This is a genomic window from Pseudomonas sp. LBUM1646 (assembly GCF_059716165.1).
Window position 1 is genome coordinate 4,647,289 of the sequence record NZ_CP166810.1, and the last position, 26,469, is coordinate 4,673,757.

At 61.1% G+C, this 26,469-nt stretch carries 18 protein-coding genes and 1 pseudogene; 7 read left to right on the top strand and 12 right to left on the bottom strand.

Going from position 1 to position 26,469, the window contains the following annotated elements; all coding sequences use genetic code 11:
• Nucleotides 1-1,713 (bottom strand): ShlB/FhaC/HecB family hemolysin secretion/activation protein, encoded by a 1,713-nt coding sequence (locus tag ACA071_RS21235; protein ID WP_497640958.1) that lies wholly within the window; start codon nucleotides 1,711-1,713, stop codon nucleotides 1-3.
• A gap of 238 nt (nucleotides 1,714-1,951) precedes the next feature.
• Here ACA071_RS21235 and ACA071_RS21240 point away from each other — a divergent pair, with 238 nt between their 5' ends.
• The gene (locus tag ACA071_RS21240) at nucleotides 1,952-3,070 is read left to right on the top strand and encodes an HlyD family secretion protein (protein ID WP_497640959.1); all 1,119 of its coding nucleotides are present in this window, start codon (nucleotides 1,952-1,954) and stop codon (nucleotides 3,068-3,070) included.
• Complete coding sequence (locus ACA071_RS21245) at nucleotides 3,067-4,656, top strand: DHA2 family efflux MFS transporter permease subunit (protein ID WP_497640960.1); 1,590 nt, start codon at nucleotides 3,067-3,069, stop codon at nucleotides 4,654-4,656. Before ACA071_RS21240 ends, ACA071_RS21245 begins: the two co-directional genes overlap by 4 nt.
• Here the strand turns inward: ACA071_RS21245 and ACA071_RS21250 are convergent, their stop codons facing one another.
• The 3 genes from ACA071_RS21250 to ACA071_RS21260 form a co-directional block, all read right to left on the bottom strand.
• Nucleotides 4,657-5,097: a carboxymuconolactone decarboxylase family protein gene (locus ACA071_RS21250; protein ID WP_497640961.1), complete on the bottom strand. Its 441-nt coding sequence runs from the start codon at nucleotides 5,095-5,097 to the stop codon at nucleotides 4,657-4,659. It lies immediately after the preceding gene.
• Nucleotides 5,098-5,189: 92 nt separating this feature from the next.
• Nucleotides 5,190-6,632, bottom strand: a complete 1,443-nt coding sequence (locus ACA071_RS21255) for a mechanosensitive ion channel domain-containing protein (protein WP_497640962.1) — start codon at nucleotides 6,630-6,632, stop codon at nucleotides 5,190-5,192.
• A 152-nt stretch (nucleotides 6,633-6,784) separates the two neighbouring features.
• Nucleotides 6,785-7,648, bottom strand: coding sequence for a pirin family protein (locus ACA071_RS21260; protein ID WP_497640963.1), 864 nt, complete (start codon nucleotides 7,646-7,648; stop codon nucleotides 6,785-6,787).
• A 204-nt stretch (nucleotides 7,649-7,852) separates the two neighbouring features.
• Here ACA071_RS21260 and ACA071_RS21265 point away from each other — a divergent pair.
• Together ACA071_RS21265 and dkgB are read left to right on the top strand one after the other, a co-directional pair.
• Nucleotides 7,853-8,391 (top strand): annotated as a pseudogene (locus ACA071_RS21265) (PaaI family thioesterase).
• 161 nt (nucleotides 8,392-8,552) lie between these two features.
• Nucleotides 8,553-9,356, top strand: a complete 804-nt coding sequence (gene dkgB / locus ACA071_RS21270) for a 2,5-didehydrogluconate reductase DkgB (RefSeq protein WP_497640964.1) — start codon at nucleotides 8,553-8,555, stop codon at nucleotides 9,354-9,356.
• Nucleotides 9,357-9,363: 7 nt separating this feature from the next.
• On the opposite strand, the gene ACA071_RS21275 is transcribed toward dkgB, so the two are convergent.
• The 7 genes from ACA071_RS21275 to ACA071_RS21305 form a co-directional block, all read right to left on the bottom strand.
• Nucleotides 9,364-12,588: a transporter substrate-binding domain-containing protein gene (locus tag ACA071_RS21275; RefSeq protein ID WP_497640965.1), complete on the bottom strand. Its 3,225-nt coding sequence runs from the start codon at nucleotides 12,586-12,588 to the stop codon at nucleotides 9,364-9,366.
• Entirely contained in the window at nucleotides 12,589-13,242 is a 654-nt protein-coding gene (locus ACA071_RS21280; protein ID WP_497640966.1) for a response regulator, read from the bottom strand.
• 142 nt (nucleotides 13,243-13,384) lie between these two features.
• A complete protein-coding gene (locus ACA071_RS21285) occupies nucleotides 13,385-13,819 on the bottom strand; it encodes a response regulator (RefSeq protein ID WP_497640967.1) in 435 nt (144 codons plus the stop codon).
• 239 nt (nucleotides 13,820-14,058) lie between these two features.
• Nucleotides 14,059-14,376: a response regulator gene (locus ACA071_RS21290; protein ID WP_497640968.1), complete on the bottom strand. Its 318-nt coding sequence runs from the start codon at nucleotides 14,374-14,376 to the stop codon at nucleotides 14,059-14,061.
• 229 nt (nucleotides 14,377-14,605) lie between these two features.
• Entirely contained in the window at nucleotides 14,606-17,311 is a 2,706-nt protein-coding gene (mgtA, locus tag ACA071_RS21295) for a magnesium-translocating P-type ATPase (RefSeq protein ID WP_497640969.1), read from the bottom strand.
• A 510-nt stretch (nucleotides 17,312-17,821) separates the two neighbouring features.
• A complete protein-coding gene (locus tag ACA071_RS21300) occupies nucleotides 17,822-19,159 on the bottom strand; it encodes a lysine N(6)-hydroxylase/L-ornithine N(5)-oxygenase family protein (protein ID WP_497640970.1) in 1,338 nt (445 codons plus the stop codon).
• Nucleotides 19,160-19,290: 131 nt separating this feature from the next.
• Complete coding sequence (locus ACA071_RS21305; protein ID WP_054051507.1) at nucleotides 19,291-19,773, bottom strand: sigma-70 family RNA polymerase sigma factor; 483 nt, start codon at nucleotides 19,771-19,773, stop codon at nucleotides 19,291-19,293.
• Between the two features lie 319 nt (nucleotides 19,774-20,092).
• Between ACA071_RS21305 and ACA071_RS21310 the strand changes: the two genes are divergently transcribed.
• From ACA071_RS21310 to ACA071_RS21320, 3 genes are read left to right on the top strand one after another with little or no spacing between them, the layout of a single operon-like run.
• On the top strand, nucleotides 20,093-21,265 hold the full coding sequence (locus ACA071_RS21310; protein WP_497640971.1) for an efflux RND transporter periplasmic adaptor subunit: 1,173 nt from the start codon (nucleotides 20,093-20,095) through the stop codon (nucleotides 21,263-21,265).
• The gene (locus ACA071_RS21315; protein WP_497640972.1) at nucleotides 21,266-23,239 is read left to right on the top strand and encodes a MacB family efflux pump subunit; all 1,974 of its coding nucleotides are present in this window, start codon (nucleotides 21,266-21,268) and stop codon (nucleotides 23,237-23,239) included.
• A gap of 7 nt (nucleotides 23,240-23,246) precedes the next feature.
• Nucleotides 23,247-24,641, top strand: a complete 1,395-nt coding sequence (locus ACA071_RS21320; RefSeq protein ID WP_497640973.1) for an efflux transporter outer membrane subunit — start codon at nucleotides 23,247-23,249, stop codon at nucleotides 24,639-24,641.
• Between the two features lie 85 nt (nucleotides 24,642-24,726).
• Here ACA071_RS21320 and pvdP read toward each other — a convergent pair whose 3' ends face one another.
• A complete protein-coding gene (gene pvdP / locus ACA071_RS21325; protein WP_497640974.1) occupies nucleotides 24,727-26,337 on the bottom strand; it encodes a pyoverdine maturation tyrosinase PvdP in 1,611 nt (536 codons plus the stop codon).
• Nucleotides 26,338-26,469: the final 132 nt, after the last annotated feature.

The window sequence follows — 26,469 nt, forward strand, 5'->3', positions numbered from 1 at the left end:
TCATAACGCCAGTCCCACACGCATCAGCCAGGTTTCTGGCTCCTGATGAAAACCGCTGGGCGTGTTGAGGCTGCGTTGGTAATCGACGTCCACTTGCAGGTTTTTCCAGCTCAGGTTGATCCCTGCGCTGGCCCCGCTCAGGCGTTGGCCCTGGGCGCCGTGGTCGGCCTTGATCCAGCCGTTGTCCAGGCCCAAACGCGGGGTGATCTGCACGGGCAAACCGCTTTTTAAAGGCAGGCGCAAGGTGTTGCGCCAAATCGCACCGCTGGCGCCGGAAGCATTGTTGACCCGGTAACCGCGCACTGCCGAATCGTCGGTGCCCAGCAGTTGTTCGATGGCCGGTAACGGATCAGGGCTGTATTGCACGTTGAACTGGCTCTGCCATTGCCAGGCCTGCCGGCCGAACTGGCCGTTGCGCCACTGACTGAGGCCGGCGCGGTACTTGCGAAACTGTGCCTTGGGCTGGTTGTTGACCTGTCGATTGGCGTCGTCGTAGGCGCCGAGCCAGCGCAGACCCTGGGCGACATTGACGTCGAGGTTCCACACCGCGCTGTTGAGCCAGAACAGGTTCAGCCCGGCTTCGGCCACGGTCAGGGTCGGGCTCTGGATGCCGAGGCGAACGTCTTCCAGGTAACTGTCGACGTCCTTGTGCGCCAGTTGCAGGTTGGCGCTGAGCTGATGGCTTTGGTCGCGCCACAACACCCGGTCGGCGCGCAGGCTGAGTTGATCGGTGATGCCGGTGCTGTGAAACGTCACGCTGGGGAGTTTGAATGGCGCGCGGTATTCGGCGTGGCTGGCGAACACACTGTAAGTCCAGTAACCGTAAGGGATTGCGTAATACAGGCTGGCGTTGCGGCTGTAGCGATCGCCCTGATTGAGGGTGTCGCTGGCGCTGAGGTTGAGTGAGTCGTTGAGTTCCAGTGGGCTGTCGAGGCTCAGGCTCACGGTGTCGCGATCACGCCCGGTGCTGGCGCTGCCCAGGTTGTCCACGCCCAAGCCCAAGGCCCAGCGCGATTGGCCGCTGGTGCGCGAACGCAGGATGATCCGCGAGGCGCCGGGCTGGCTGCCGGGGGCGATGTCGGCGGTCAGGTCTATCGAGCGCAAGCGGTTCAACTGGTCCAGACCCTGCTCCAGATCGCGCAGGTTCAGCGGTTGGCCGAGCATGCCGGGGAAGGCGCCGCCGAGGGACACCGGCAGGCTCTGGTCGGCCAGTTCGATGGACTCGACATAGCCTTCATCGACCACGATATCCAGCGACTGCCCTGCCGCTGGCGCACTGCTGAGGTAGGGTCGGCTGGCGATGTAACCGGCGTCCACGTACAGCGCGGTGATGGTCGCCAGCAGATGATTGATCTGGCCGACGCCCATGCACGCCGACAGTTGCGGCTTGATTCGCTCGTTGAGTTTTGTGCTGCTGATCAGCGTGACGCCGCCGATGCGCGTGCCGCTCAGGGGCCAGCAGCGTTCATCCGGGGTCACTTGGGCGGGCAGCGCTGGCGTGACCGGCGGCGCACTGAAGCTGCCGCGTTCCAGTTGCCGGCGGCGTTGCTCCAATTGCAGTTGTTGCAGGTCGCGCTGTTGCTGTTGCTGCTGGCGCAGCACCTCCTGACCTGGCGCAGAAGGCTCTGCGGCCTGAAGTGACGAAACACCCAGACTCGCCAGCAGAGCCGGCACCCACATACGACGAAGCACAGCGCAAAACGAATACGGCACTCAACATCCTTGCGATCATCAAATGGCTTAATGCCACTCCATCAATTTGCGTGATAGTCAGATCCATCCCACGCAAATGCAAGACACGTCCTACAACGCTTACATTTCTTAAACAATTGATCAGCTTTTTTGCCGCCGCCCTCCACCTGACGACCGGCAGCAAAATTAAATTGCCACAATATATTACCTACGTCATATTACATGCGTAATAAAGACCGATTCCCACAGGTATTTCCCCATGACCAGCATGCCCACCGTTGAACCCGACCTGGCTGTCCCGGTGAACACAAAGCCACCCGTGCTCAAACGTCTGCTGCTGTTGACCGTGGCCATCGCGGCGCTGGTGGGCCTCGGGCTGTACGGCGCGCACTGGTGGAGCGCCGGGCGTTTCCTTGAAGAAACCGACGATGCCTACATTGGCGGCGACGTGACGGTGATCGGGCCGAAAGTCGCGGGTTACATCGAAGAAGTGCTGGTGACCGACAACCAGAAGGTCAAGGCCGGCGATGTGCTGGTGCGCCTGGATTCGCGCGATTACCGCGCCAACCTGGCCAAGGCTGAAGGTGCGGTCGCCGCCGAAGAAGCCCTGCTCGCCAACCTCGACGCCACCGAACAACTGCAACATGCAGTAATCGGCCAGGCCCGCGCCGGGATTGATGCTGCCGGCGCCGAAACCGCCCGTTCGCGGGATGACGATGCGCGCTATAAAAAACTGGTCGGCAGCAACGCGGTCTCGGTGGAAAGTGCCCAACGCGCCAACGCGACCTTCAAGACTGCCCAGGCGATCAGCGCCCGGGCCCAGGCGGAATTGCTGGCCTCGCAGCGTCAGTTGGACGTGATCGAAACCCAGAAACAACAAGCCCGCGCGGCACTGATGCAAGCCAAGGCTGAACGGGATCTGGCGCAATTGAACGTTGGCTACACCGAACTCAAAGCGCCCGTGGATGGCGTGGTCGGCAATCGTCGGGCACGGGTTGGCGCTTACGCGCAGGCCGGTTCGCAGTTGCTGTCGGTGGTGCCGTCCAGCGGGCTGTGGGTCGATGCCAATTTCAAGGAAGATCAACTGGCGCGAATGACGTCGGGGCAGCGGGTGATCATTCGCGCTGACGTGCTTTCGGGTCAGGTATTCCACGGCCACCTGGACAGTCTCGCCCCGGCCAGTGGTGCGCAATTCAGTGTGTTGCCACCGGAAAACGCCACCGGCAACTTCACCAAAATCGTCCAGCGGGTGCCGGTGCGAATCGTGCTGGATCCGGCGGATGGCGTCCTCGGCCATTTGCGTCCGGGCCTGTCGGTGACCGCTGAAGTGGACACCCGGGCCGAAGATAAAACCCCAGCCGTGGCCAGCGCACCATGAGCACCGTCGCCGCCCCAGCGCAGCCATTCAATCCCGCGAACATGGCGACGGCGACCAAGGTCTTCGCCTTTGCCAGCATGTGCATCGGCATGTTCATTGCGCTGCTGGACATCCAGATTGTCTCCGCCTCCTTGCGTGACATCGGCGGCGGACTCTCGGCCGGCACCGACGAAACCGCATGGGTGCAGACCAGTTACCTGATCGCTGAAATCATCGTGATCCCGTTGTCAGGCTGGTTGTCCAGAGTGTTCTCGACCCGCTGGCTGTTCTGCGCCTCGGCGGTCGGTTTCACCCTGGCCAGCCTGCTTTGCGGTGTGGCCTGGAACATCCAGAGCATGATCGCCTTCCGCGCCCTGCAAGGTTTTCTCGGCGGTTCGATGATCCCGCTGGTGTTCACCACGGCGTTCTTTTTCTTCACCGGCAAACAACGGGTGATCGCGGCTGCGACTATCGGTGCAGTGGCGTCGCTGGCGCCAACCCTAGGCCCGGTGATCGGTGGCTGGATTACCGACATTTCGTCCTGGCACTGGCTGTTCTACATCAACCTGGTGCCGGGAATTTTCGTCGCCGTGGCCGTGCCGATGCTGGTGAAGATCGACCAGCCGGAATTGTCGCTGCTCAAGGGCGCTGACTACATCAGCATGGTGTTCATGGCGCTGTTTCTCGGCTGCCTGGAATACACCCTCGAAGAAGGCCCGCGCTGGAACTGGTTCAGCGACAGCACGATCCTGACCACCGCGTGGATCAGCGGCCTCGCCGGTCTGGCGTTCATCGGGCGGACGCTGCACGTGGCTAACCCGATCGTCGATCTGCGCGCCTTGAAGGACCGCAACTTCGCCCTCGGCTGCTTCTTTTCATTTGTCACCGGGATCGGCCTGTTCGCCACCATTTACCTGACGCCGCTGTTTCTCGGCCGGGTTCGTGGCTACAGCGCGCTGGACATTGGTCTGGCGGTTTTCTCCACCGGGGTGTTCCAGATCATGGCGATTCCGCTGTACGCCTTTCTGGCCAATCGCGTCGATCTACGCTGGATCATGATGACTGGCCTTGGGTTGTTCGCTTTATCGATGTGGGATTTCAGCCCGATCACCCATGACTGGGGGGCCAAAGAATTGATGCTGCCGCAAGCCTTGCGCGGGATTGCCCAGCAACTGGCGGTGCCTCCGGCGGTGACCCTGACCTTGGGCGGCCTGGCGCCGTCGCGACTTAAACATGCTTCGGGATTGTTCAACCTGATGCGAAACCTGGGTGGCGCGATTGGCATTGCTGCCTGTGCAACCATCCTCAATGACCGTACCAACCTGCACTTCACACGGTTGGCAGAACATCTGAACAGCACCAACGAAGCGCTCAACCAATGGCTGTCCCAGGTCGGCAGTAACTTCGCCGCCCTCGGCCAAAGCGGTGACGCCGGTATCACCGCCAGCCTGCATCAGCTGTGGTTGCTGACTTACCGCGAAGCCCAGACACAAACCTATGGCGACGCGTTTTTGATGATCATGGTCTGCTTCATTATTGCAACGCTGATGGTGCCCTTGATGCGCAAGGTGCAACCACCGGCCGCGCCGTCAGCAGACGCTCATTGATCAGGCTTGCGGCATTTTGCGAAAGCCGATCGCCAGGCGGTTCCAGGCGTTGATCGTGGTGATGGCCACGGTCAGGTCGACCATTTCCTTGGAGCTGAACTCGGAGACCGCCAGGTCATAATCTTCGTCCGGGGCGTGGGTCTGGCTGACCAGGGTCAGGGATTCGGTCCAGGCCAGCGCGGCACGTTCACGCGGGGTGAAGAACGGTGTTTCGCGCCAGGCCGACAGCGTGTACAGACGACGCTCGTCTTCACCGCCCTTGCGGGCATCGGCGCTGTGCATGTCGAGGCAGAAGGCGCAGCCGTTGATTTGCGAGGTGCGCAGCTTGACCAGCTCGATCAGGTTCTTTTCCAGTGGCAGTTTCGAGACCGCGGTTTCCAGGGCGATCATGGCTTTGAGAGCGTCCGGGGAAGCGGTGTAGAAATCGATACGAGGTTTCATGGAGGGGCTCCGTCACAAGTGGGTGTGGCGCTAAGTTAATCCCGCCCGCGCCTGTGACAAATAGCCAATATTCGGGAAGACGAGGAGGCCATTCACGCGCGATTTCTCAGCCACTGCAAAAACCCCTTCTTCGGCACCACCACCGGTTCGTCCTGGGTCAACGTTCGCGCCTTGTGCAGACGGAAATCCAGCAAGGCTTTCATGGCATCGTTGATGTCGTGACGGGCATCCAGGCATGGCTTGAGGTAGGCCTTTTCGATGCGATAAAGGGCGCAGAAGGTCTTGGCGGTAAATGCGGCGGGCACCGAGGTATCGGACAAAATGCCGGCCTCGCCGATCACCTCGCCCGGCCCCATGCGCCCCGATTCGAAGGGGGTGCCGTGGCGGGTCAGGGTCACCGAAATGACCCCGGATTCAATGATGAATAGATGATCGCTGACCTCCCCCGCCCCGAGAATCGTCTCGCCGGCACGGAAGGTTTGCAGGGTCATGTTCTGGCTGAATGTGTCTTTTTCTTCCTGACGCAGGGTGGAGAAAATCGTCGAGCTTTCCAGCAGCGCCCGTGGCCTGGACACGTTGCTTGGCGCGTTGGGTTCCACGCTCGACAGCAGATTGATGCCAGACGCCTGCAAGTGCCGGTACGCCAGGTCGAACAGCAAATTGCGCACCGTGCGCTTCTGGTCCATCGAGGCGACAAACCCGCTGATTTCGTATTCCACGCCGGTGCTGCTGGAGCTTTTCAAAGCAACACTCGGTGCCGGGTGGTCCAGCAGAAGGCGGCAACCCTGCATTGCGCGTTCGAGGGCTTCGACCACGGTATTGGGCCGCGCGTGTGGGCTTAGTTGCAGGCTGATCGACACACCGAACATGTCACTCGGCCGGCTGAAGTTGATGATCTTGGCCTTGGCCGCCAGGGAGTTGGGAATCACCGCCAGGCTGCCCTGGGCGGTTTGCATGCGCGTGGCGCGCCAGTCGATGTCGGTGACCCGGCCCTCGGTGCCGTCAATGGAAATCCAGTCATCGATTTGATAAGGCTTGGTGGTGTTCAAAACGATGCCGGAGAACACGTCGCTGAGGGTGCTTTGCAGCGCCAGGCCGACGATGATCGCCACTGCGCCGGAGGTGGCGAGCACGCCTTTGACCGGCAGGTCGAGCACATAGGCCATGGCTGCGATGATCGCGATCAGGAAAATCACCGCGCCGAGCAGATCCTGAAGCAAACGCCCGGTATGCCCGACCCGTTGCATCATCACCGCGCCGATCAGCACCGTCAGGGTCCGCGCGCCGAACAGCCACCAGCCGATCTGCAAACCGGTAGCGGCCAGGTGCAGCGGCACATTGTCGGCCCAGGGCGCCGGCTCCATCGGGTTCAAGCCTTCGTTGAACAGCACGACGCTGAACAACCCGAAAATCACCAGCCGCACGACCAGTTTCCAGTTGCTGCCATTGGTGCTGATCAAACGCCATAAGCCAAGATCAATCAGGATCAGGGCCAGCGCGGCGAGCAGCGGGTGATCGGTGAGCAGTGACAGCATCAAGCAACTCCACAAAGGCCAATGGCGCGAAGATCTCACACATTGTAGGAGCTGGCGAAGCCTGCGATCTTTTGATCTGGATCTTTTTGAGGAAGCCGAACACCAAAGGCCAGATCAAAAGATCGCAGCCTTCGACAGCTCTTACGGGCCGATCAGCTCATCCGCCCAAACCGCCCCGACTGAAAGTCGGCAAACGCCTGGTGGATTTCCTGCTCGGTGTTCATCACAAACGGACCATGGCCGACGATGGGTTCGTCGATCGGCTCGCCGCTGAGCAGCAACACCACCGCGTCGTTATTGGCTTCCAGGCTGAGCTGATGACCGTCGCGCTCGAACAGCGCCAACTGCCCTTCGCGCGCCAGTTCCAAGCCATTGACCAGCACCGTGCCGCGCAGCACCACCAGCGCGGTGTTACGACCTTCGTGCAAATCCAGGGTCAGCAACTTGTCGGCGTTCAAGCGAATGTCCCAGACGTCGATCGGCGTGAAGGTACGTGACGGGCCGGTGTGGCCGTCAAACTCGCCGGCGATCAGGCGCAGGCTGCCGGCCTGGTCCTTGAGCGGGATGTTCGGGATGTCGCTATCAAGAATCGTCTGGTAACCGGCGTCGGCCATTTTGTCCTTGGCGGGCAGGTTGACCCACAGTTGCACCATTTCCAGGGTGCCGCCGGTTTTGGCGAAACCTTCGGAGTGGAACTCTTCATGAAGAATCCCCGAGGCCGCCGTCATCCATTGCACATCGCCGGGGCCGATCGTGCCACCACTGCCGGTGGAGTCTCGGTGTTGCACTTCGCCGTCGTAGACGATGGTCACCGTTTCAAAACCACGGTGCGGATGCTGGCCGACGCCACGCCGCTCGGTGGTCGGGGTGAATTGTGCAGGACCGGCGTGATCCAGCAGCAGGAACGGGCTGATGTGTTTGCCCAGGGTGTCGTAGGAAAACAGCGTGCGAACCGGAAAACCGTCGCCGACCCAATGGGCCCGTGGACTGGTGTAGATACCGATGATGTTTTTCATCGTGCCTCCGAAAAAGGTGGGTGAAGCCATGAACCCAGCTTAAATCTGATATCAATTCTGCACTAGACGGCAACAATCAGCCTCAGCGTTCCATCAGTAGAACAATACGGTGTTGATTCAAGCAAACGAGGGCTGGCAAGGTTTTTATTTCGGACATAATATCGATGCGAATTACAGCCGTAATATCCGACTGAGGACCTGATCATGCAAAGCCCCACCCGCGAACCACCCTCTCCCAATGGATCGCCCAGGAACAAACCATACGCGCCCGCCTCGCCGGCCCTGGCAGCCTGTCGATGGCCGAGGTCAGCGCCCTTTCGCCCGCCGAGTTTTTCGAGGGCATAGGCAACGGTGAACTGCCCTCGCCGCCGATTGGCACGCTGATGGATTTCATCCCGATTGAATGGTCGGCCGGGCTGTTCATCTTTCAGGGCACGCCGGATTCGCGGCACTACAACCCGTTGGGCAGCGTGCATGGCGGCTATGCGGCGACCTTGCTGGATTCGTGCATGGGTTGTGCGATTCACACGCAATTGAAGAAAGGTCAGGGTTACACGACGCTGGATTTGCGCATCAGTTATGTCCGCGCATTGACCGGCACCAGCGGACCGGTGCGGGCCGAGGGCAAGATTGTGCATCTGGGGCGTTCGACGGCGTTGGCCGAGGGGCGGATTTATGACGTGGATGGGCGGTTGTATGCGACGGGGTCGACGACTTGCATGATTCTTGAGGCGCGGGGGTAAGGTTCCGGAATCGCGGCGCGGCTATCGCGGGCAAGAACAGTCACCCACAATTTCCCGATTCATGACTTCCCGTCAACATTGACTTGACCCACCTGCGGTTTTTCCCAAGGGCATCGGCGCGGATACTGGTGTCCATTCCCACTGCAACCCTGGAGTCATCAATGTCTATTCCCGCATTCGGTCTTGGTACGTTTCGCCTGCAAGGCCAGGTGGTCATCGATTCGGTGAGCACCGGTCTTGAACTGGGCTACCGGGTCGTCGATACCGCGCAAATCTACGAGAACGAAGCCGACGTCGGCCAAGCCATCACCGCCAGTGGCATTGCTCGCGAAGAGCTGTTCATCACCAGCAAGATCTGGGTCGCCAACTTCGCCAAGGATCGCTTGATCGACAGCCTCAAAGAGAGCCTGAGCAAGTTGCAGACCGACTACCTGGACCTGACGCTGATCCACTGGCCGTCCCCGGAAGATCAGGTGCCGGTGGCAGAATTCATGGGCGCGCTGCTCGAAGCCAGGAACATGGGCCTGACCCGCCAGATCGGTGTATCGAACTTCACCGTCGACCTGATGAAACAGGCCATCGCCGCGGTCGGCGCCGAAAACATCGCCACCAACCAGATCGAGCTGCACCCGTACCTGCAAAACCGCAAGGTCGTCGATTTCGCCCAGAGCCAGGGCATCCAGATCACGTCCTACATGACCCTGGCCTACGGCGAAGTGCTGAAGGATCCAGTCATCCAGCAGATCGCCGAGCGCCTGCAAGCGACACCGGCACAAGTCACCCTGGCCTGGGCCATGCAGTTGGGTTACGCGGTGATCCCCTCCTCCACCAAACGCGCCAACCTGGAAAGCAACCTGCAGGCTTGCGCCCTGACCTTGAGCGACGCCGACATGGCGTTGATCGCCGGTCTGGATCGCGGCCATCGCTTGACCAGCCCTAAAGGGATCGCCCCGCACTGGGATTGATCCTCAGCTAGCCAAGACTCTTGTCGAGGCGCGCCATGGTCTGCTGCAAACGCTCGACGGCATCGTCGATCAACGCCGCACGACCTTCGGCGCAGGCCTGTTCCAGTTGCTCGCAACACTCGATCAGGCGGATCGCCCGCACCATGCGCGCACCGCCCTTGATGCGGTGCGCCAGGTCCTGGAGATCCTGGCGATTACCCGCCGCATGCGCCTGAAGCAAGTGTTGGCGATCCTCGCGGTTGGTTACCGCCAGATCGTGTATCAGGCGATTGATCAACGTGCGGTCGCTGCCGACGTAGCGTTCCAGATTGCTCAAGTCGATCTGGACTTCAGATTGTGCCTCCTGTGGCATGGGCGATTCGCCGGCAAACCTGGCCGCCAGCCAGGAACTCAGATCCCCAAGACGAATCGGTTTGAACAGGCAATCATCCATGCCGGCTTCCAGACAACGCAGCTTTTCCTCGGGTTGGGCATTGGCGGTAAACCCCAAAATCAGCGTCGCGGGCAACCCTTGCGCCTGTTCTTCATCACGGATCGCCATCGCCAGTTCATACCCACTGAGGATCGGCATATTGCAGTCGGTGATGAGTACGTCGAGCACCTGTTTGCGCCATTGCTCCAGCCCCTCCCCGCCATCCTCGGCCTCCAGCACCCTGTGCCCCAGATAACTCAGTTGACGCGCCAGCAACAGTCGATTGGCCGGGTAATCGTCGACCACCAGAATCGTCAACGGCCGGGTCGGCAGTGGCATTTCACTCGGCGGCATCTCGTTGGACAGCAACGGCTGCAGGGCTGGTAAATCCAGATGGATTTCAACCTGCGTGCCCCAATCCAAGTCGCTGTGAAGTTGCAACCGCCCGCCCATCATTTCGCACAAGGAGCGGCTGATCACCAACCCCAGCCCCGAACCGTTGCGACCGGTTTGCGGGCTGTTACCCGCCTGGACAAACGGACTGAATAGCCGCTGCTGATCGGCAACGCTGATACCGACGCCGCTGTCTTCGATAGTCACTGTCACCGTCAAATGGCCGGACAGACCAGGCTCCACGCACAGGGTCAGGCTCACCTCACCTTCTTCGGTGAACTTGATGGCGTTGCTCAACAGGTTCGACAGCATTTGCTTGAAGCGCAGCGGGTCGATCAACACATCGCGGTTGCTGTGTTCGTCCAGCTCGACTCGCCAGTCCAGCACCTTCTGTCGTGCCAGGCCTTCGAACACCCGGCATACCGATTCCGTCAATTCGCGCAGGTTGGCCCGTTCCGGCGTCAACGACAAATGCCCGGATTCGATGCGGGCGATGTCTAGAATGTCGCCGATCAACTCCAGTAACTGCTGCGCGGAACTGGACGCCACCTCAATGGCGAAACGGTCGGTGATGCCCTCTTCGGAGCGTTTTAGGGCCAGTTCGAGCATGCCGATCAGGGCGTTCATCGGCGTGCGGATTTCATGGCTCATGGTCGCCAGAAACGTGGTTTTCGCGCGGTTGGCGTCGTCGGCGGCGTCCTTGGTGTCCTGCAACTGCTGCAACCACTGCTGGCGCTGGCGAATCTGTCGGCGTTGCCAGGCGATCCAGCCCAACGCCAGCAACAACAAGGCGCCGGCGCCGGCAAAGCCTTGCAAAATGGCGTACCGATAACGTGACCAATAGCTGTCGTCCACCATCACGTCATTGCTCCAGCGGGCCACCAACTCGTCCATTTCCTCGGGCGAGATGCTCAGCAGGGCCTTGTTCAGGATCGACTGCAATTCCCCGGCGCCACGATCGGTGGCCAGGGTGATGAGGGCCGGCTCATTGCCCACGGTACTGTGGATCTGCAGGCGGTCGCGGTAGTGCCGGGCAATCAGGTAACGGGTCAGGATCAATGAACTGAGTGCCGCGTCGGCTTGCCCCTTTATCACCAGTTCCAGCCCTTGAGCCGGACTTTCTACGTCCACCAGCCGGATACCTGGTGCCCGCGCCAGAATGAACCCGCGCAACGGATGACTGTGATTGATTGCCAGACGCTTGCCGGCTAGATCGTCCAGCGTCTTCGGGCTGTTTGGGGTGGCGGCACTGACCAACACGAACGGATTGCTCAGGTAAGCGCGGGTGAAGCGCAACTCGGCCTCACGCTCGGCGCTGGGAATGATCGCAGGCACCAGATCAATGTCACCGGCCTTGAGTTGCTGGATCTGCTGATCCAGTGAACGGCTGCGTTGCACCGTGAAGGTCAAGCCGCTGCGCTGACTGATCAAGGTCAACAACTGCGCCGTCAACCCGCTGAACCGGCCCTGGGCATCAAAAAACGTCAGCGGCGCGAAATCCTCGACAACGCCCACGGTGAGCGTCGGATGTCGCGCCAGCCAGCGCTGTTCACTGGCGCTCAACCGAACGCTTTGCTGGCCTGAGTTATTGACCCTGCCAGCACGCCAGCGCTGTTCGATGGCCGCGCGCTGATCCATCGGGATCGCCGCCAGTGCCTGATCGACAATGCCCGACAGTCGCCAATTGCTCCGGGCCAGGGCGAAGCCGAACGGATTGGCGTCCAGGCCGGATGGCCCGGTCAGGTGAACGTTGTTGAGGTAGTTATTGTTAATCAGGTAATTGGCGCTGATGAAGTCGCCCAGGTACACGTCATCCTGCCCGAAGGCGACGGCGCCAAGCGCTTCGAGTGTCGATGGATAAAGGTGCAGGCGCGCCTCGGGATAAAACGCCTCGACGCTGGACGCCGGCAAATAATCGTCCACCATGGCAATGCGCTTGCCGGCCAGATCGTCGGGCATGCGCTCGTCCAGACGGGTGACGAGCATCGGCTGGTCTTCGGCGTAGGCGCGCGATCTGGTCAGTTCGGGATCGGCCACCTCGAAATTATTCGATGTTCCGAGCAGATCCAGCTCATCGCGTTTAAGCGCCTGCATGGCCGCTTCGCGCGTACCGTAACGCAACACCTGGACCTTGACGTGCAGCAGCTGCGCCAACAGATCGGCGTAGTCGGCCGTGATGCCTTCCAGCTCATCGAGGTTGCGCGTCACTTCGAATGGCGGGTAGTCCGGCCCCGATACGCCCAGGCGCAACACCCGCTTGTTGCGCAGCCATTGCCAATCGGTTTCATCCAGCCGGACCTCGTACCCATCCACTGTCGAGCGACCGAGCAGACGCTGCGTCTGCGGCTCGTCAGCCCGCACATTGATTGCTGGCAGCACGCCGAACAACATCAGCAGGAACAGACAGGCGCGCACGATCCGGCTCATTCAAATCAGCTTGTTGCGTTTGGCGAAGTCACGCAGGTGCACCGCCGAGCTCACCCTGAGTTTTTCGACCAAACGCGTCTTGTAGGTGCTGACGGTCTTGTGGCTCAAGTGCATGACCTCGGCGATTGCCTTGTTACTCGTGCCTCGTGCCAGGTGCTGAAGGATGGCCAATTCGCGGTTGGAAAGACTGTCGATCATCTGCGTTTCACTGCGTTGCAGATTGTCCAGCGATACCGAAGGTAACCGGGCGAAATAGGTGTAGCCGTTCATGACGGCCTGCACCGCTTTATGCAATTGGCTCAGGTCGTTGGTTTTTGAGACATACGCCAAGGCTCCCGCACGCATGCAACGCTCTTGAAAATGCAAAGCGTCCTGAGACGTAAACGCCACCACCCGGCTCGACACATTGCTGACCTTGATCCGCTCCAGCACATCCAGCCCATCGAGGCAGGGCATGACCAGATCGAGCACCAACAGATCCGGCGAATGCTCGCGCAGCATCGCCATGACCTCATTACCGCTGGACACCTCGTAAATCCGTTTAAAGCCCTCCTGTTCAAGGACTATTCTGACGGCGGCCCGCACAACCGGATGATCGTCCGCAATCAATGCTGACTTCCTGGCGTGTTGCTGCGCAAATAGCGCTGGTTTCATGGCAACTCCCTATGCAAATAAAGGCGATATCGCGACACATGGCCATGGAACAGCCCCCGGATAGGCACAACGGCTGCGCAATGACTTTTGCACGGGAGGACAGGCAAAACTACCTGTCAGATCTGACAGTAGCGACGAACGGTCAACCGCTCTTTTGCTTATACAATCGGGTCAACCAGGGTTGGTCGTCCTCGTGCATCGGCGGATCAATGATTGCCATCAGCCGCTGGATGCAGGACAGATCAGGTTGTAGCGCGTGACTCACCTGCAACTTCTGCCGCCCACAGAGGGGGATCGGCGGTAACTGCGCCTGCTGACCGTTGAAGACCAAAGCGTGATGAACCTGCGGGTTGTCGAGGAAAAATCCTTGCAGGTTCAACGCCCCACCCGCCAGTGATGCATTGATGACCACCAGGTCGAAAGGCTCGCAACCGTATTCGATGACCGTCAACATTTCCGTAAGGCTGTGCACCGGCGCGACCCGGTAGTAATCGAGCGAATTGAACAGCCGCTCGATTTTCATCCGGTGAAAATGCTGCTCGTCGGCGATCAGGATTCGTAAGGCTTTGTTCGGCATCGTTGGACCCAGGACAGTGACAAGTTCGTGAGGGCGCAAGGCTACGGAACACTTGGCGGTTCTTCTGTAGGAACTTTCCTAAAATTGGCATCCGCTGGTCCAGGATCAACAGATCGCAGCCTTCGCCAGCGCCTGCAGGTGATGGCGTACACCTGCTGGCGTTGGCGAAGCCTGCGATCTTGATCTACGGCTTCAACGTCTGCGCCTCACCGCGCAATGGCAACCACCACAGCAAATCCTCACCACTCATGGGCCGCGCATACCAGTAGCCCTGCCCTTGCGTGCAACCGAGCGCCAGCAATTGCAAATTCCAGACCCAGCAGGGAAACGATTTGATGCACCGCCCGCCGCAAATCAGCCGACAGTGAACGGCTAATGATGATCGACTTCATCAGCGCCGAAGTGCCGGCCTGCTGCAAAAACGCCAGACCGTCCATACCTTCCATCTGCAAGTCACACAGGGCGATGTCCACCGGGCCGACCGTTTCCAGAACCTTCAGCGCCTGGGCGCCGTCGCTGGCTTCGAACACCAGGACACGCAGTGGCAGGTTGGGCATGGGGGCGGCTCGACGTTGGGGGCGTCCGACGATTGTCCGCGAGGCATCCACAAAACGATTTAGGAAACGTCCCAAGCTTTGTAGGAAACGTCCGAAAAAACCTCCCCCGGATCGTTCCCACACTCTGCGTGGGAATGCCGCCATGGACGCTCCGCGTCCGCTTCGAGAGGTGACGCGGAGCGTCACCGGATGCATTCCCACGCGGAGCGTGGGAACGATCGTCCTCAGCTTATTGCCAGCCAAACCGACGGATATAGAACCCCTTCACCGCCTGAGTCAGGCCCATGTACGCCAGCAAAATCACCGGCAGGAACACGAAGTACAGCGACGGCAGCGCCTGCAACTTGAAGTAGTGCGCCAGCGGCCCCATCGGCAGGAAGATGCCGACCGCCATGATGATCCCGGTCATGATCATCAGCGGCATGGCCGCGCGGCTTTGCAGGAACGGGATCTTCGGCGTGCGGATCATGTGCACGATCAGGGTCTGGGTCAGCAGCCCGACCACGAACCAGCCGGACTGGAACAGGGTCTGGTGGTCCGGGGTGTTGGCGTCGAACACGTACCACATCAAAGCAAAGGTGGTGATGTCGAAGATCGAACTGATCGGGCCGAAGAACAGCATGAAGCGCCCGACATCCGCCGGTTGCCAGCGTTGTGGTTTTTTCAGCATTTCTGCATCGACGTTATCGAACGGGATGGCGATCTGCGAAATGTCATAGAGCAGGTTTTGCACCAGCAGATGCATCGGCAGCATCGGCAGGAACGGGATAAATGCACTGGCCACCAGCACCGAGAACACGTTGCCGAAGTTCGAACTGGCGGTCATTTTGATGTACTTGAGCATGTTGGCGAAGGTCCGCCGCCCTTCCAGCACACCCTCCTCCAGCACCATCAGGCTCTTTTCCAGGAGGATGATGTCGGCCGCTTCCTTGGCGATGTCCACCGCGCTGTCCACCGAAATACCAATGTCGGCCGCACGTAGCGCCGGGGCGTCGTTGATGCCGTCGCCCATGAAACCGACCACGTGGCCGTTGCCCTTGAGCAAACGGACGATGCGCTCCTTGTGCGACGGCGTCAGTTTGGCGAAGACGTTGGTGGTTTCCACCGCCAGCGCCAGCTCGGCGTCGCTCATGCGTTCGACGTCGTTGCCCATCAGCAGGCCTTGCTGCTCCAGGCCGACTTCGCGGCAGATCTTGGCGGTCACCAGTTCGTTGTCGCCGGTCAGCACTTTCACCGCGATGCCGTGTTCGGCTAATGCGCGCAGGGCCGGCGCGGTGCTTTCCTTGGGCGGATCGAGGAAAGCCACGTAGCCGATCAGGGTCATCTGTTGCTCATCGGCGATGCTGTAGACCGCTTGATCTTTGGGCGTGTGCCGCGCCGCTACGGCCACCACACGTAGCCCTTCTTCGTTGAAGGAAGCGGTGACTTCACGGATGCGCGCCAACAGTTCATCGGTCAGCGGCTCGTCGTTGTCGCCGTGGCGAACCCGAGTGCAGCCAGCGAGGATTTCTTCCACCGCGCCTTTGCACACCAACAAGTGATGCTGTTGATCATGTTCCGCGACCACCACCGACATCCGGCGCCGGGTGAAGTCGAACGGCACTTCATCGACCTTGGCGAACGCCGTGGCCACTTCCAGTTCCCGGTGCACTTCGACGTGTTGCAGCACCGCCACGTCCAGCAGGTTTTTCAGACCGGTCTGGTAGTAGCTGTTGAGGTAGGCCATTTCCAGCACGTCGTCGGACTCTTCGCCCCACACATCCACATGCCGGGCAAGGAAGATTTTGTCCTGGGTCAGGGTCCCGGTCTTGTCGGTGCACAACACGTCCATGGCGCCGAAGTTCTGGATCGCGTCCAGGCGCTTGACGATGACTTTCTTGCGCGACAGAAACACCGCGCCCTTGGCCAGGGTCGAGGTGACGATCATCGGCAGCATTTCCGGGGTCAGGCCCACGGCAATGGACAGCGCGAACAACAGCGCCTGCATCCAGTCACCCTTGGTGAAGCCGTTGATGAACAGCACCAACGGCGCCATCACGAACATGAAGCGGATCAGCAACCAACTGACCTTGTTGACCCCGTTCTGAAACGAAGTGGGCGCCCGGTCGGTGGCGCTGACCCGCTGCGCCAAAGCGCCGAAATAGGTGCTGTTGCCGGTGGTCAGGATCACCGCGATGGCCGAACCCGACACGACGTTGGTGCCCATGAACAGGATGTTGTCGAGGTCCAGCGGGTTGCGGGTGTCGCCGTCCTGCTGGCGCGGGAATTTTTCCACCGGCATCGATTCGCCGGTCATGGCCGCCTGGCTGACGAACAGGTCCTTGGCGCTGAGCACCCGGCAATCGGCGGGGATCATGTCGCCGGCCGAGAGCACGATCAAATCCCCCGGCACCAGTTGCTTGATCGGCAATTCGATGCGTTGCGCACCCTGGCGCAGCACGGTGGCGGTGTTGCTCACCATGGCCTTGAGCGCATCGGCGGCCTGGTTCGACTTCGCTTCCTGCCAGAACCGCAGCAAGGTCGAGAGCACCACCATGGAGAAAATCACCACGGCGGCCTTGATGTCTTCCGTGAACCAGGACACCGCCGCCAACAACGTCAGCAGCAGGTTGAACGGGTTTTTGTAGCAGTGCCACAGGTGAACCCACCATGGCAGCGGCTGTTCGTGCTCGACTTCGTTGAGGCCGAATTGCTCGCGCAGGGTGTCGGCTTCGAGCTCGCTCAAACCATCGCTGTGACTGCCGAGGCTGTCCAGCAATTGGCCGGTATCGCTGTTGGCCGCCGACACCAGGGTTTGCGCCAGGGTCGGCGGTACTTCACGGCTGACCGTGGTGTCGTTGATGCTTTCCAGCAAGGCCAGGCGACGGAAGTGCCGGGCGATGTGGCGGGTGCGCAGGAATCCGGCGAAGAATTCTTTGAGCAAGGTCAGGTTCATGGCAGTTGTCCCCCAGGGTCAGCCGGGGAAACCGTCGAGCAGGCGCGTCGAGTCGCCGCGATGACGACAGGCAAGTCGACCATCACGCACGGTTCAGCGTCGATGAGAGGGACGTCGGGAATCGGGCCGCCACTGGCCGCGATCGGGATGCCGCTACTCGCTTTTCAGCAAGGTAACGGCACGAAAAAGGCTGCGCGTTACTTTGCCGAGAAGGTGCCGGTTACTGAAACCGGCCGACTACTGTCACTCGAACAAGTACCCACTGTGGGTCTCCGCTATTGATGAAAACGCGCGAAGCTTACGCCCCGATTTCTGGAGAGTAAACGATGCCGGGGGCTGTGCCGGGGGAATCGGCGGGTTCTTCAGGAAAGGTTCAGGATGATCGTTCCCACGCTTGATCGTTCCCACGCTCCGCGTGGGAATGCAGCCCGGGACGCTCCGCGTCCCATTGGAACGCAGAGCCCCTGGAGGCATTCCCACGCGGAGCGTGGGAATGATCTGGGTGGGGGATTAGCTGGCAGTGGCCAACAACAAATCCATCACCGAACGACCATGCCCACGGGATTTGCCATGGTCATACAACGACCCGGCAATCTCATCAGCCCGGATCGGCAGGATCGACAGCAAGGTGTCGCTCAAGCCGTGGCTGGCCTGGCAGAAGCCCTGCATGTAGATGCCGGCCTTGCAGCGCTCGTCGGTGATCAATTTGTAATTGCGATCGACCTCGAAGTCGCCCAGGTACTCTTCCAGCGGCGCCAGCAGTTTGCGGTGCATTTGCCGCTCGTAACCGGTGGCCAGCACCACGGCGTCGTAATGCCGAACCGTGACTTCGCCAGTGGCGTTGTTGCGTACAGCCAGCTCGATGCCGCGCTCGGTGGCGGTGGCTTTTTCGATCGTGGTCAGGGTGCGGAACGCATGGCGGGCAATCCCGGAAACCTTCTGGCGATAGAAGATGCCGTAGATGCGTTCGATCAGATCGATGTCGACCACCGAGTAGTTGGTGTTGTGGTACTCGTTGACCAGGCGCTCACGCTCGCTGCTGGCCTGCTGGAACACCAGGTCGGTGAACTCCGGCGAAAACACTTCGTTGACGAACGGGCTGTCGTCCGCCGGTTTCAACGCCGAGCCGCGCAGGATCATGTCCACTTGCACCGACGGGAAGCTGTCGTTCAGATCGATGAAGGCTTCCGCCGCGCTCTGCCCGCCGCCGATGATCGCGATGCTCATCGGTTGGTTGTTCACGCACGGCTGCTTGGCCATCTGCGCCAGATACTGGGAGTGGTGGAACACGCGGCTGTCATCCTTGAGCGCCTTGAACGCTTCGGGAATACGCGGCGTACCGCCAGCACTGACCACCACCGAACGAGTAGTGCGAATGTGCTGCTGGCCCTGTGCATCACGGGAAATTACCCGAAGCGCTTCCACTTGCTGCTGGTGCAGCACCGGCTCGATGGTCAGCACTTCTTCGCCGTAGCGGCTCTGTTCGGTGAACTGCCCGGCAACCCAGCGCAGATAGTCGTTGTACTCCATGCGGCACGGATAGAAGGTGCCCAGGTTGATGAAGTCCACCAGACGGCCGTGATGCTTGAGGTAATTGACGAACGAGTACGGGCTGGTCGGGTTGCGCAGGGTCACCAGATCCTTGAGGAAGGAAATCTGCAACTCGCTCTGGGTCACCAGGGTGTTGCCGTGCCAGCGGTAGTCGGCCTGCTTGTCGAGAAACAGTACATCCAGCTCACCCTGGCTCGGCCCGCGCTCTTGCAGAGCGATGGCCAGCGCCAGGTTCGAAGGGCCGAAACCGACGCCGATCAGGTCGTGAACGATGGGCGATGCAATTGCCTGTGTCATTTCCAGTGTCCTCTGGATGAACCCCTCAACAAGGGGAGGAAGCCTAAGTGACCTGGCCGGCCTTGAGCAGCACAGCAGATCGTCTGTTGAGTAGGAACGAGGACAATGAAAAAAAATTTAATGGGAGGGGATCAATGGGCGTCCCATTGCTTGATGCGCACCCGGCAATGCTTCATGGCATTGACGATGTGCTTCTCCACCAGCGCCCGGGAAATACCCAGGTGCTCGGCGATCTCGGGGTGCGACAGGCCATCGATCTTGCGCAGCAAAAAACTCTCGCGGCACAGTCTTGGCAATTCCGCCAAGGCACGTTGGAGCATGGCCAGGCGTTGGCCGTGATCGAGGCTGGTATGCGGCGATGGGGTGAAGTAGCGCTCTTCGTTATCGAGCACTTCCAGGGATTCGACCTGACGCAGGGCATTGCGCCGATGGTCGTCGATTACCAGATTGAGCGCGGTGCGATAAAGGAAGGCCCGGGGCTGCTCGATCGGCGTGTCGCTGGAACGCTCCAGTACCCGCAGATAAGCGTCATGCACCACATCTTCGGCCACCTGACGGTTGCCCAGCTTGGCGTTCAGGAAACACACCAGCTCGCGATAGTAGTTTTCCAACATGACTCCCGGCCGCACGGGGTGCGGTTTCTGTCCTTGAGCCAAATCCACGACCGCCAAATGGGCAGTAGCCGGATGATGGCAATTTGAGCCGCGTAATTTATAGTAATTCTCATATAGATTTAAAGTGCTGTTTCGGTTTGCCCGACAAATAGTGCTGCTCTATACCTGTAACACTGTATGTCCGCGCTTAAATTCCGCCCTTCTCTCCTCGTTTACAGGACAGCTCCCCGTGTCTGTCGCCCTGCGACAGCGCCCGGTTGTCGCCTGATTGTGGGCGGCATTCGGGCGACGGGCCGATTTCCATTGGCCGGAACCCTGCATGAAACGTCCCCGCACCGCACGACGCGCCTTGCTTGTAGCACTGTGTCTGATCCCCGTTATCGCCGTCGCCGCCTGGCAGATCCTCCCGCCCGGCCGTGATCAGTTCGCCACGGTACAAGTCACCCGCGGCGACATTGAAAGCAGCGTCACGGCCCTCGGCACCCTGCAACCGCGGCGTTATGTCGACGTCGGCGCCCAGGCCTCGGGGCAGATCCACAAGATTCATGTGGAAGTCGGCGACGTGGTCAAGGAAGGTGATCTGCTGGTGGAAATCGATCCGTCCACCCAACAGGCCAAACTCGACGCCGGGCGGTTTTCCATCGACAACCTCAAGGCCCAGCTGCAAGAGCAAAAGGCTCAGCACGAACTGGCCCGGCAGAAATTCCAGCGCCAGCAGAACCTCGCCGCCGGCGGCGCGACCCGGGCCGAAGACGTGCAAACCGCCCAGGCCGAGCTGCGCGCCACCCAGGCCCGCGTCGACATGTTCCAGGCGCAGATCCGCCAGGCCCAGGCCAGCCTGCGCAGTGATCAGGCCGAACTTGGCTACACGCGCATTTATGCGCCAATGAACGGAACCGTGGTCGCCCTCGATGCCAGGGAAGGCCAGACGCTCAACGCCCAGCAGCAGACGCCATTGATTCTGCGCATCGCCAAACTGTCGCCGATGACGGTTTGGGCGGAAGTCTCGGAAGCCGACATCGGCCACGTAAAACCCGGCATGCACGCCTGGTTCACCACCCTCAGCGGCGGCAACCGTCGCTGGAACAGCACCGTGCGGCAGATCTTGCCGATCCCGCCCAAACCGCTGGACCAGACCAGCCAGGGCGGCGGCAGCCCCGCCAGCGCCAGTAAAAGCGGCACCGGTCGCGTCGTTCTGTACACCGTATTGCTCGACGTCGATAACGCCGATAACGCCTTGATGGCGGAGATGACCACCCAGGTGTTCTTCGTCTCCGACCAGGCGAAAAACGTCCTCACCGCGCCGATTGCCGCGTTGCAGGGAGGCCCGCAGGCCGATAGCCAGATCGCGCAAGTCGTCGCGAAAAACGGCGCCATCCAACAACGCGAGGTGCGCACCGGCATCAGCGATCGGCTGAAAGTGCAGATCCTTGATGGCCTCGACGAAGGCGATCACCTGTTGATCGGCCCCGCTGACGGGAGTGGCGGCTGAATGCAGACGCCCCTGATCGACCTGCAGGACATCCGCAAAGCCTACGGCGGCGGTGACGCTCCGGAAGTTCACGTGTTGCGCGGCATCGACCTGGCGATCCATGCCGGCGAGTTCGTCGCGATTGTGGGCGCTTCCGGCTCCGGCAAATCGACGCTGATGAACATCCTCGGTTGCCTCGACCGGCCGACCTCGGGCGAATACCGCTTCGCCGGGGAAAACGTCGCCGGCCTGGACAGCGATGAACTGGCCTGGCTGCGCCGCGAAGCCTTTGGCTTTGTGTTCCAGGGTTATCACCTGATTCCGTCCGGCTCGGCCCAGGAAAACGTCGAGATGCCGGCCATCTATGCCGGCACCCCGGCCGCCGAACGCCACGCCCGCGCCGCCGCCCTGCTCGATCGCCTCGGCCTGGCCACGCGCACCGGCAACCGCCCGCACCAGCTCTCCGGCGGTCAGCAACAACGGGTGTCGATTGCCCGCGCTTTGATGAACGGCGGCCACATCATCCTCGCCGACGAACCCACCGGCGCCCTCGACAGCCACAGCGGCGCCGAGGTCATGACCTTGCTCGATGAACTGGCGAGCCAGGGCCACGTGGTCATCCTCATTACCCACGACCGCGAAGTCGCGGCGCGGGCCAAGCGCATCATCGAAATCCGCGACGGCCTGATCATCCACGACAGCGCCCATGACGATCCTGGCGCACAAACCTCGACCAACCCCGGCGCGTTGCAAGCGGTGGACCTGCGCAAGCGCCTGACCGAAGGCGCCGAAGCCACTGGAGCGTGGAAAGGCGAACTGGTGGATGCGGTGCATGCGGCCTGGCGGGTGATGTGGATTAACCGTTTCCGGACGGCTTTGACCCTGCTCGGAATCATCATCGGCGTCGCGTCGGTGGTGGTGATGCTGGCGGTCGGTGAAGGCAGCAAGCGGCAGGTCATGGCGCAGATGGGCGCCTTCGGCTCGAACATTATTTACCTCAGCGGCTCGGCGCCAAACCCGCGCACACCGCCGGGCGTGGTGACCCTGGAGGACGTCGCCGCGCTGGCCAGCCTGCCGCAAGTGCGGCGGATCATGCCAGTCAATGGCGCCGAAGCCGGGGTGCGTTTCGGCAACGTCGACCATATGAGTTACGTCGGCGGAAACGACACCAACTTCCCGGCAATCTTCAACTGGCCGGTGGTCCAGGGCAGTTACTTCACCGAGGCCGACGAACGAAACGCCGCGGCGGTCGCGGTGATCGGCCACAAAGTTCGCAGCAAACTGCTCAAGGACGTCGCCAACCCCATCGGCCAGTACATCCTGATCGAAAATGTGCCATTCCAGGTGGTCGGTGTACTCGCCGAAAAAGGCGCCAGCTCCGGCGACTCCGACAGCGACAACCGGATTGCCATTCCCTATTCAGCGGCCAGCGTCCGGCTGTTCGGCACCCACAATCCCGAATACGTGGCCATCGCCGCGGCCGACGCGCGCAAGGTCAAGGAAGCGGAAGTCGCCATCAAGCAATTGATGCTGCGCCTGCACAGCGGCAAGCAGGATTTCGAATTGACCAACAACGCGGCAATGATCCAGGCCGAAGCCCGGACCCAGAACACCTTGTCGCTGATGCTGGGCTCGATTGCCGCGATCTCGCTGTTGGTCGGTGGCATCGGCGTGATGAACATCATGCTCATGACCGTGCGCGAGCGGACCCGCGAGATTGGCATTCGCATGGCCACCGGCGCCCGTCAGCGCGACATCCTGCGTCAGTTCCTCACCGAAGCGGTGATGCTCTCGGTGGTCGGCGGCATTGCCGGGATTGCCCTGGCGCTGATCGTCGGCGGCGTGCTGGTGCTCAGCGAAGTCGCCGTCGCGTTTTCCTTGATGGCGGTGTTCGGCGCCTTCGGCTGCGCCCTCGTTACCGGTGTTGTCTTCGGCTTCATGCCGGCCCGCAAAGCTGCCCGGCTCGACCCGGTCACGGCCCTTACCAGTGAATGATCGACCTATGAAGCCGCAATTGAGCCTGTTGACCCTCTGCCTGTTACTCAGCGCATGCGGCAGCCCTGCCCCGCGCCCGGACAGCGGCCTCGCGCCGCCCGCCACGTGGCAATCGCCCCACAGTGACAGCGCCACATTGAATAACCGGCAATGGTGGGCGCAGTTCGGCAGCCCACAACTGGATCGCCTGATCGAACAGGCGCGAGTCGGCAGTTTCGATCTGGCGGCAGCGGTCGCCCGCGTGCGTCAAGCCCAGGCCGGGACGGTGATTGCCGGCGGTTCGTTGCTGCCCGAGGTGAAGGCCGCAGGGAATGCCAACCGACAGAAACTGCTGCGTGGCAATGGCTACAGTCAGCTCGATGCCGACAGCAGCAACCAGGCGGTGGACTACTTCGATGCCAACCTCAGCGCCAGTTATGAAATCGACTTCTGGGGCGGCAAACGCGCTTCCCGGGACAGCGCGCAATTCGGCTTGAAGGCCAGCGAGTTTGATCAAGCCACGGTTGAGCTGACCTTGCTCAGTGGCGTGGCCAACAGTTATGCGCAAACCTTGTCGCTGCGAGAGCAAAGTCGTATCGCCGAGTTGAACCTGGCCAATGCACAAAACGTCCTGAAGCTTGTGCAGACCCGTTTCGATTCAGGCTCGGCCACGGCACTGGAACTGGCCCAGCAGAAAAGCCTGGTGGCCGCCCAGCAACGGCAATTGCCATTGGTGCAGCAACAGGCTCAGGACGCGCTGATCAGCCTCGCCGCCCTGCTCGGCCGACCGGTTCAGGAACTGGCCCTGAGCCAGGAGCTGTTCGATGGCCTGCAATGGCCGAGCATCGGCGCCGGTCTGCCCAGTGAACTGCTGAGCCGACGCCCGGACATCGCCCGCGCCGAAGCGCAATTGGCGGCGGCCCAGGCAGATGTCACCGTCGCCCGCGCGGCCATGCTGCCGACCGTGACCCTGAGCGCCAACATCGGTTCAGGGGCCAACAACTTCTCCGACGTCATGCGCAGCCCGTTCTACAACCTCACCGCCGGGCTGGTCGCGCCGATCTTCAACAACGGCCGCCTCGGCGCCGAGCGCGACAAGGCCACGGCACGCCAGGAAGAACTGTTGGAGATCTATCGCGGGGCGATCATCAATGGCTTCGCCGACGTCGAAAAAGCCCTCAACAGCATTCGCGGGCTGGATGAACAACGGCAGTGGCAAAGCGAGGAATTGAATCAGGCACAGACCGCTTTCAACATCGCGCAAAGTCGCTATCAGGCCGGTGCCGAGGATTTGCTGACGGTGCTGGAGACGCAGCGCACGCTGTATGCGGCGCAGGATTTGAATGTGCAACTGCGCCTGGCGCGGGTGCAGGCCAGTGTGGCGTTGTACAAGGCATTGGGCGGTGGGTGGCAGAGACTTTAAAGATCAAAAGATCGCAGCCTTCGGCAGCGCCTACATAGGATGGCGTACACCCTGTAGGAGCTGCCGAAGGCTGCGATCTTTTGCTCTAGGCTTTGGCCTTCAGATTGCGCGCATACCACGGCCGTTTCGGCACGCGGCGGAACAGGTCGGCGAGTTTCTTTTCGTCCTCGCCAAAGGTGATGCGCAAGGCGAGCTTCATGGTTTCCGGGTCCATTTCCACTGACTTGCCGACCTGCAATCCGGGTGTAGTGCTGCAACCGTGGGTGGTCGGCCCGAGCCACGGGTCATCGACCTCGACCCAACGCCCAGGGGCGAACCAGTGCACGCCGTTGACTTGCAGGCGACTGACTTCGCCCGGATGGAAACGCTCATGCGCACGGAACCAGTCCTCCACCCGATCATCGATCCAACCATGGAAATGCCAGAACACCGGGTTCACATGGGACGAAAACGGATCGCCGAGAAAGTCGTTCTCCGGGGCAAACCAGCGCGCGGCAAAGTCGTCCAGATCGCGGGCAAGCGGCACCGGTGCGCCGTTCGAAGGGTCGTGTGGCACCGAAGCCCAGCGCATGTGCAGCCAGTCGTGCAAGCCCAGTTCCACCTCGGAACCGAACTGACCCAGGGTCAGCTTCGACAAGTACTGCGGATCGCGGTACTGCGATTCCCAGACCTGGAAATTGGTTTGATAGGTCTCGGCGGTCTTGAGATCGGCGACCCACTGGGTGTACTCATCATCGCCTTCGGCCAGCCAGGTCGGCGGCAGCGCGGTGCCGTCGTGGTTGTCAAAATAACGGGCGAAGCCGGCACGATCACGCACCAGTTCTGGCTGCGGCAGCGGGAAGTACTGCCAGGACGGCAAGTCCTGCATCGAGCGCGCAGTGCCGAGCATGTGCCGGTGCATGAAAAAGAAGTCGATCCCGGAGCCATTGCGATCTTTGTGCTTGCCTCGGGCATCGCGCTCTTTGTCGCGGGGGCCGGGCTGCCAGCCAACACCGCGCAGGGCATCGCGCTTGTCCTCGGACAAGGTGTGCCATTTGTCCCGGGAGGCATGCCAGAGTTGGTGAAACAACCGATGCTCGGGCGATACCAGCCAGGCCAGCAGTGGCGGGTTCAGCGCCGTGCGTTCCCGGGCTTCCGGGAATACGTGTTTGACGGCGATAAAGCGATTGTCCTGCGCCGGCAGGACCAACGGACGATCAAGGCGCGACACCCGACCACTGAGGCTGCCGCTGCCGGCATTGCCAAACGCGGCCCAGACTTCATCCAGGCGCATGTTGAATTCGTAATCGGTCTTGCCACTGGCCCCGACCAGTCGCCAGCTCAACTGCGCCGCATTGGCGTCCGCGAGGTCGCCGAAGATCCGGTAACGCGGCGCATCGACGCCGCGCAAACGCTCGGCTGTGTCGAGAAAACCACTGACACCACGGCCCTTGTGGCCAATATCGAGAAACACTTCTAGCCCGTCCCGGGGCAAGCCTTCGATGCCGGCATCACGGCCTTCGAAACGAATCGTCCAGACACCGCGCAAGGCATCCGCCAATCGCTGGCCGGCGACATCCGCCACATCGAACGACGCTTCACCGGGGGTGATCGTCGGGTCCGGTTTCGTCCATTCGCGATGCCCATAAAAAGCCGCAGGCACGGCGGCGCCGGTCAGCGCCAGGCCCGCCATGAACCATCGTCGAGAAATCGTCATTGCCCTACCTGTGTCAGCCATGAAGCAGGCTTTATCCAAGCTAGAACGTTCATCCCCGCCACAAATTTATGGTGCAGCCAAAAGATCGCAGCCTTCGCCAGCGCCTACAGGGCTACGCATTCCAATGTAGGA

What these genes read in the sequence shown, in the direction of transcription:
- ACA071_RS21250 (WP_497640961.1), bottom strand. Translation starts at nt 5,097, where the DNA reads ATGAAACCTCGTATCGATTTCTACACCGCTTCCCCGGACGCTCTCAAA.
- ACA071_RS21275 (WP_497640965.1), bottom strand. Translation starts at nt 12,588, where the DNA reads ATGAGCCGGATCGTGCGCGCCTGTCTGTTCCTGCTGATGTTGTTCGGC.
- ACA071_RS21300 (WP_497640970.1), bottom strand. Translation starts at nt 19,159, where the DNA reads ATGACACAGGCAATTGCATCGCCCATCGTTCACGACCTGATCGGCGTC.
- ACA071_RS21310 (WP_497640971.1), top strand. Translation starts at nt 20,093, where the DNA reads ATGAAACGTCCCCGCACCGCACGACGCGCCTTGCTTGTAGCACTGTGT.
- ACA071_RS21305 (WP_054051507.1), bottom strand. Translation starts at nt 19,773, where the DNA reads ATGTTGGAAAACTACTATCGCGAGCTGGTGTGTTTCCTGAACGCCAAG.
- ACA071_RS21245 (WP_497640960.1), top strand. Translation starts at nt 3,067, where the DNA reads ATGAGCACCGTCGCCGCCCCAGCGCAGCCATTCAATCCCGCGAACATG.
- ACA071_RS21240 (WP_497640959.1), top strand. Translation starts at nt 1,952, where the DNA reads ATGACCAGCATGCCCACCGTTGAACCCGACCTGGCTGTCCCGGTGAAC.
- ACA071_RS21260 (WP_497640963.1), bottom strand. Translation starts at nt 7,648, where the DNA reads ATGAAAAACATCATCGGTATCTACACCAGTCCACGGGCCCATTGGGTC.
- dkgB (WP_497640964.1), top strand. Translation starts at nt 8,553, where the DNA reads ATGTCTATTCCCGCATTCGGTCTTGGTACGTTTCGCCTGCAAGGCCAG.
- ACA071_RS21280 (WP_497640966.1), bottom strand. Translation starts at nt 13,242, where the DNA reads ATGAAACCAGCGCTATTTGCGCAGCAACACGCCAGGAAGTCAGCATTG.
- ACA071_RS21285 (WP_497640967.1), bottom strand. Translation starts at nt 13,819, where the DNA reads ATGCCGAACAAAGCCTTACGAATCCTGATCGCCGACGAGCAGCATTTT.
- ACA071_RS21320 (WP_497640973.1), top strand. Translation starts at nt 23,247, where the DNA reads ATGAAGCCGCAATTGAGCCTGTTGACCCTCTGCCTGTTACTCAGCGCA.
- pvdP (WP_497640974.1), bottom strand. Translation starts at nt 26,337, where the DNA reads ATGACGATTTCTCGACGATGGTTCATGGCGGGCCTGGCGCTGACCGGC.
- ACA071_RS21290 (WP_497640968.1), bottom strand. Translation starts at nt 14,376, where the DNA reads ATGCCCAACCTGCCACTGCGTGTCCTGGTGTTCGAAGCCAGCGACGGC.
- ACA071_RS21255 (WP_497640962.1), bottom strand. Translation starts at nt 6,632, where the DNA reads ATGCTGTCACTGCTCACCGATCACCCGCTGCTCGCCGCGCTGGCCCTG.
- mgtA (WP_497640969.1), bottom strand. Translation starts at nt 17,311, where the DNA reads ATGAACCTGACCTTGCTCAAAGAATTCTTCGCCGGATTCCTGCGCACC.
- ACA071_RS21315 (WP_497640972.1), top strand. Translation starts at nt 21,266, where the DNA reads ATGCAGACGCCCCTGATCGACCTGCAGGACATCCGCAAAGCCTACGGC.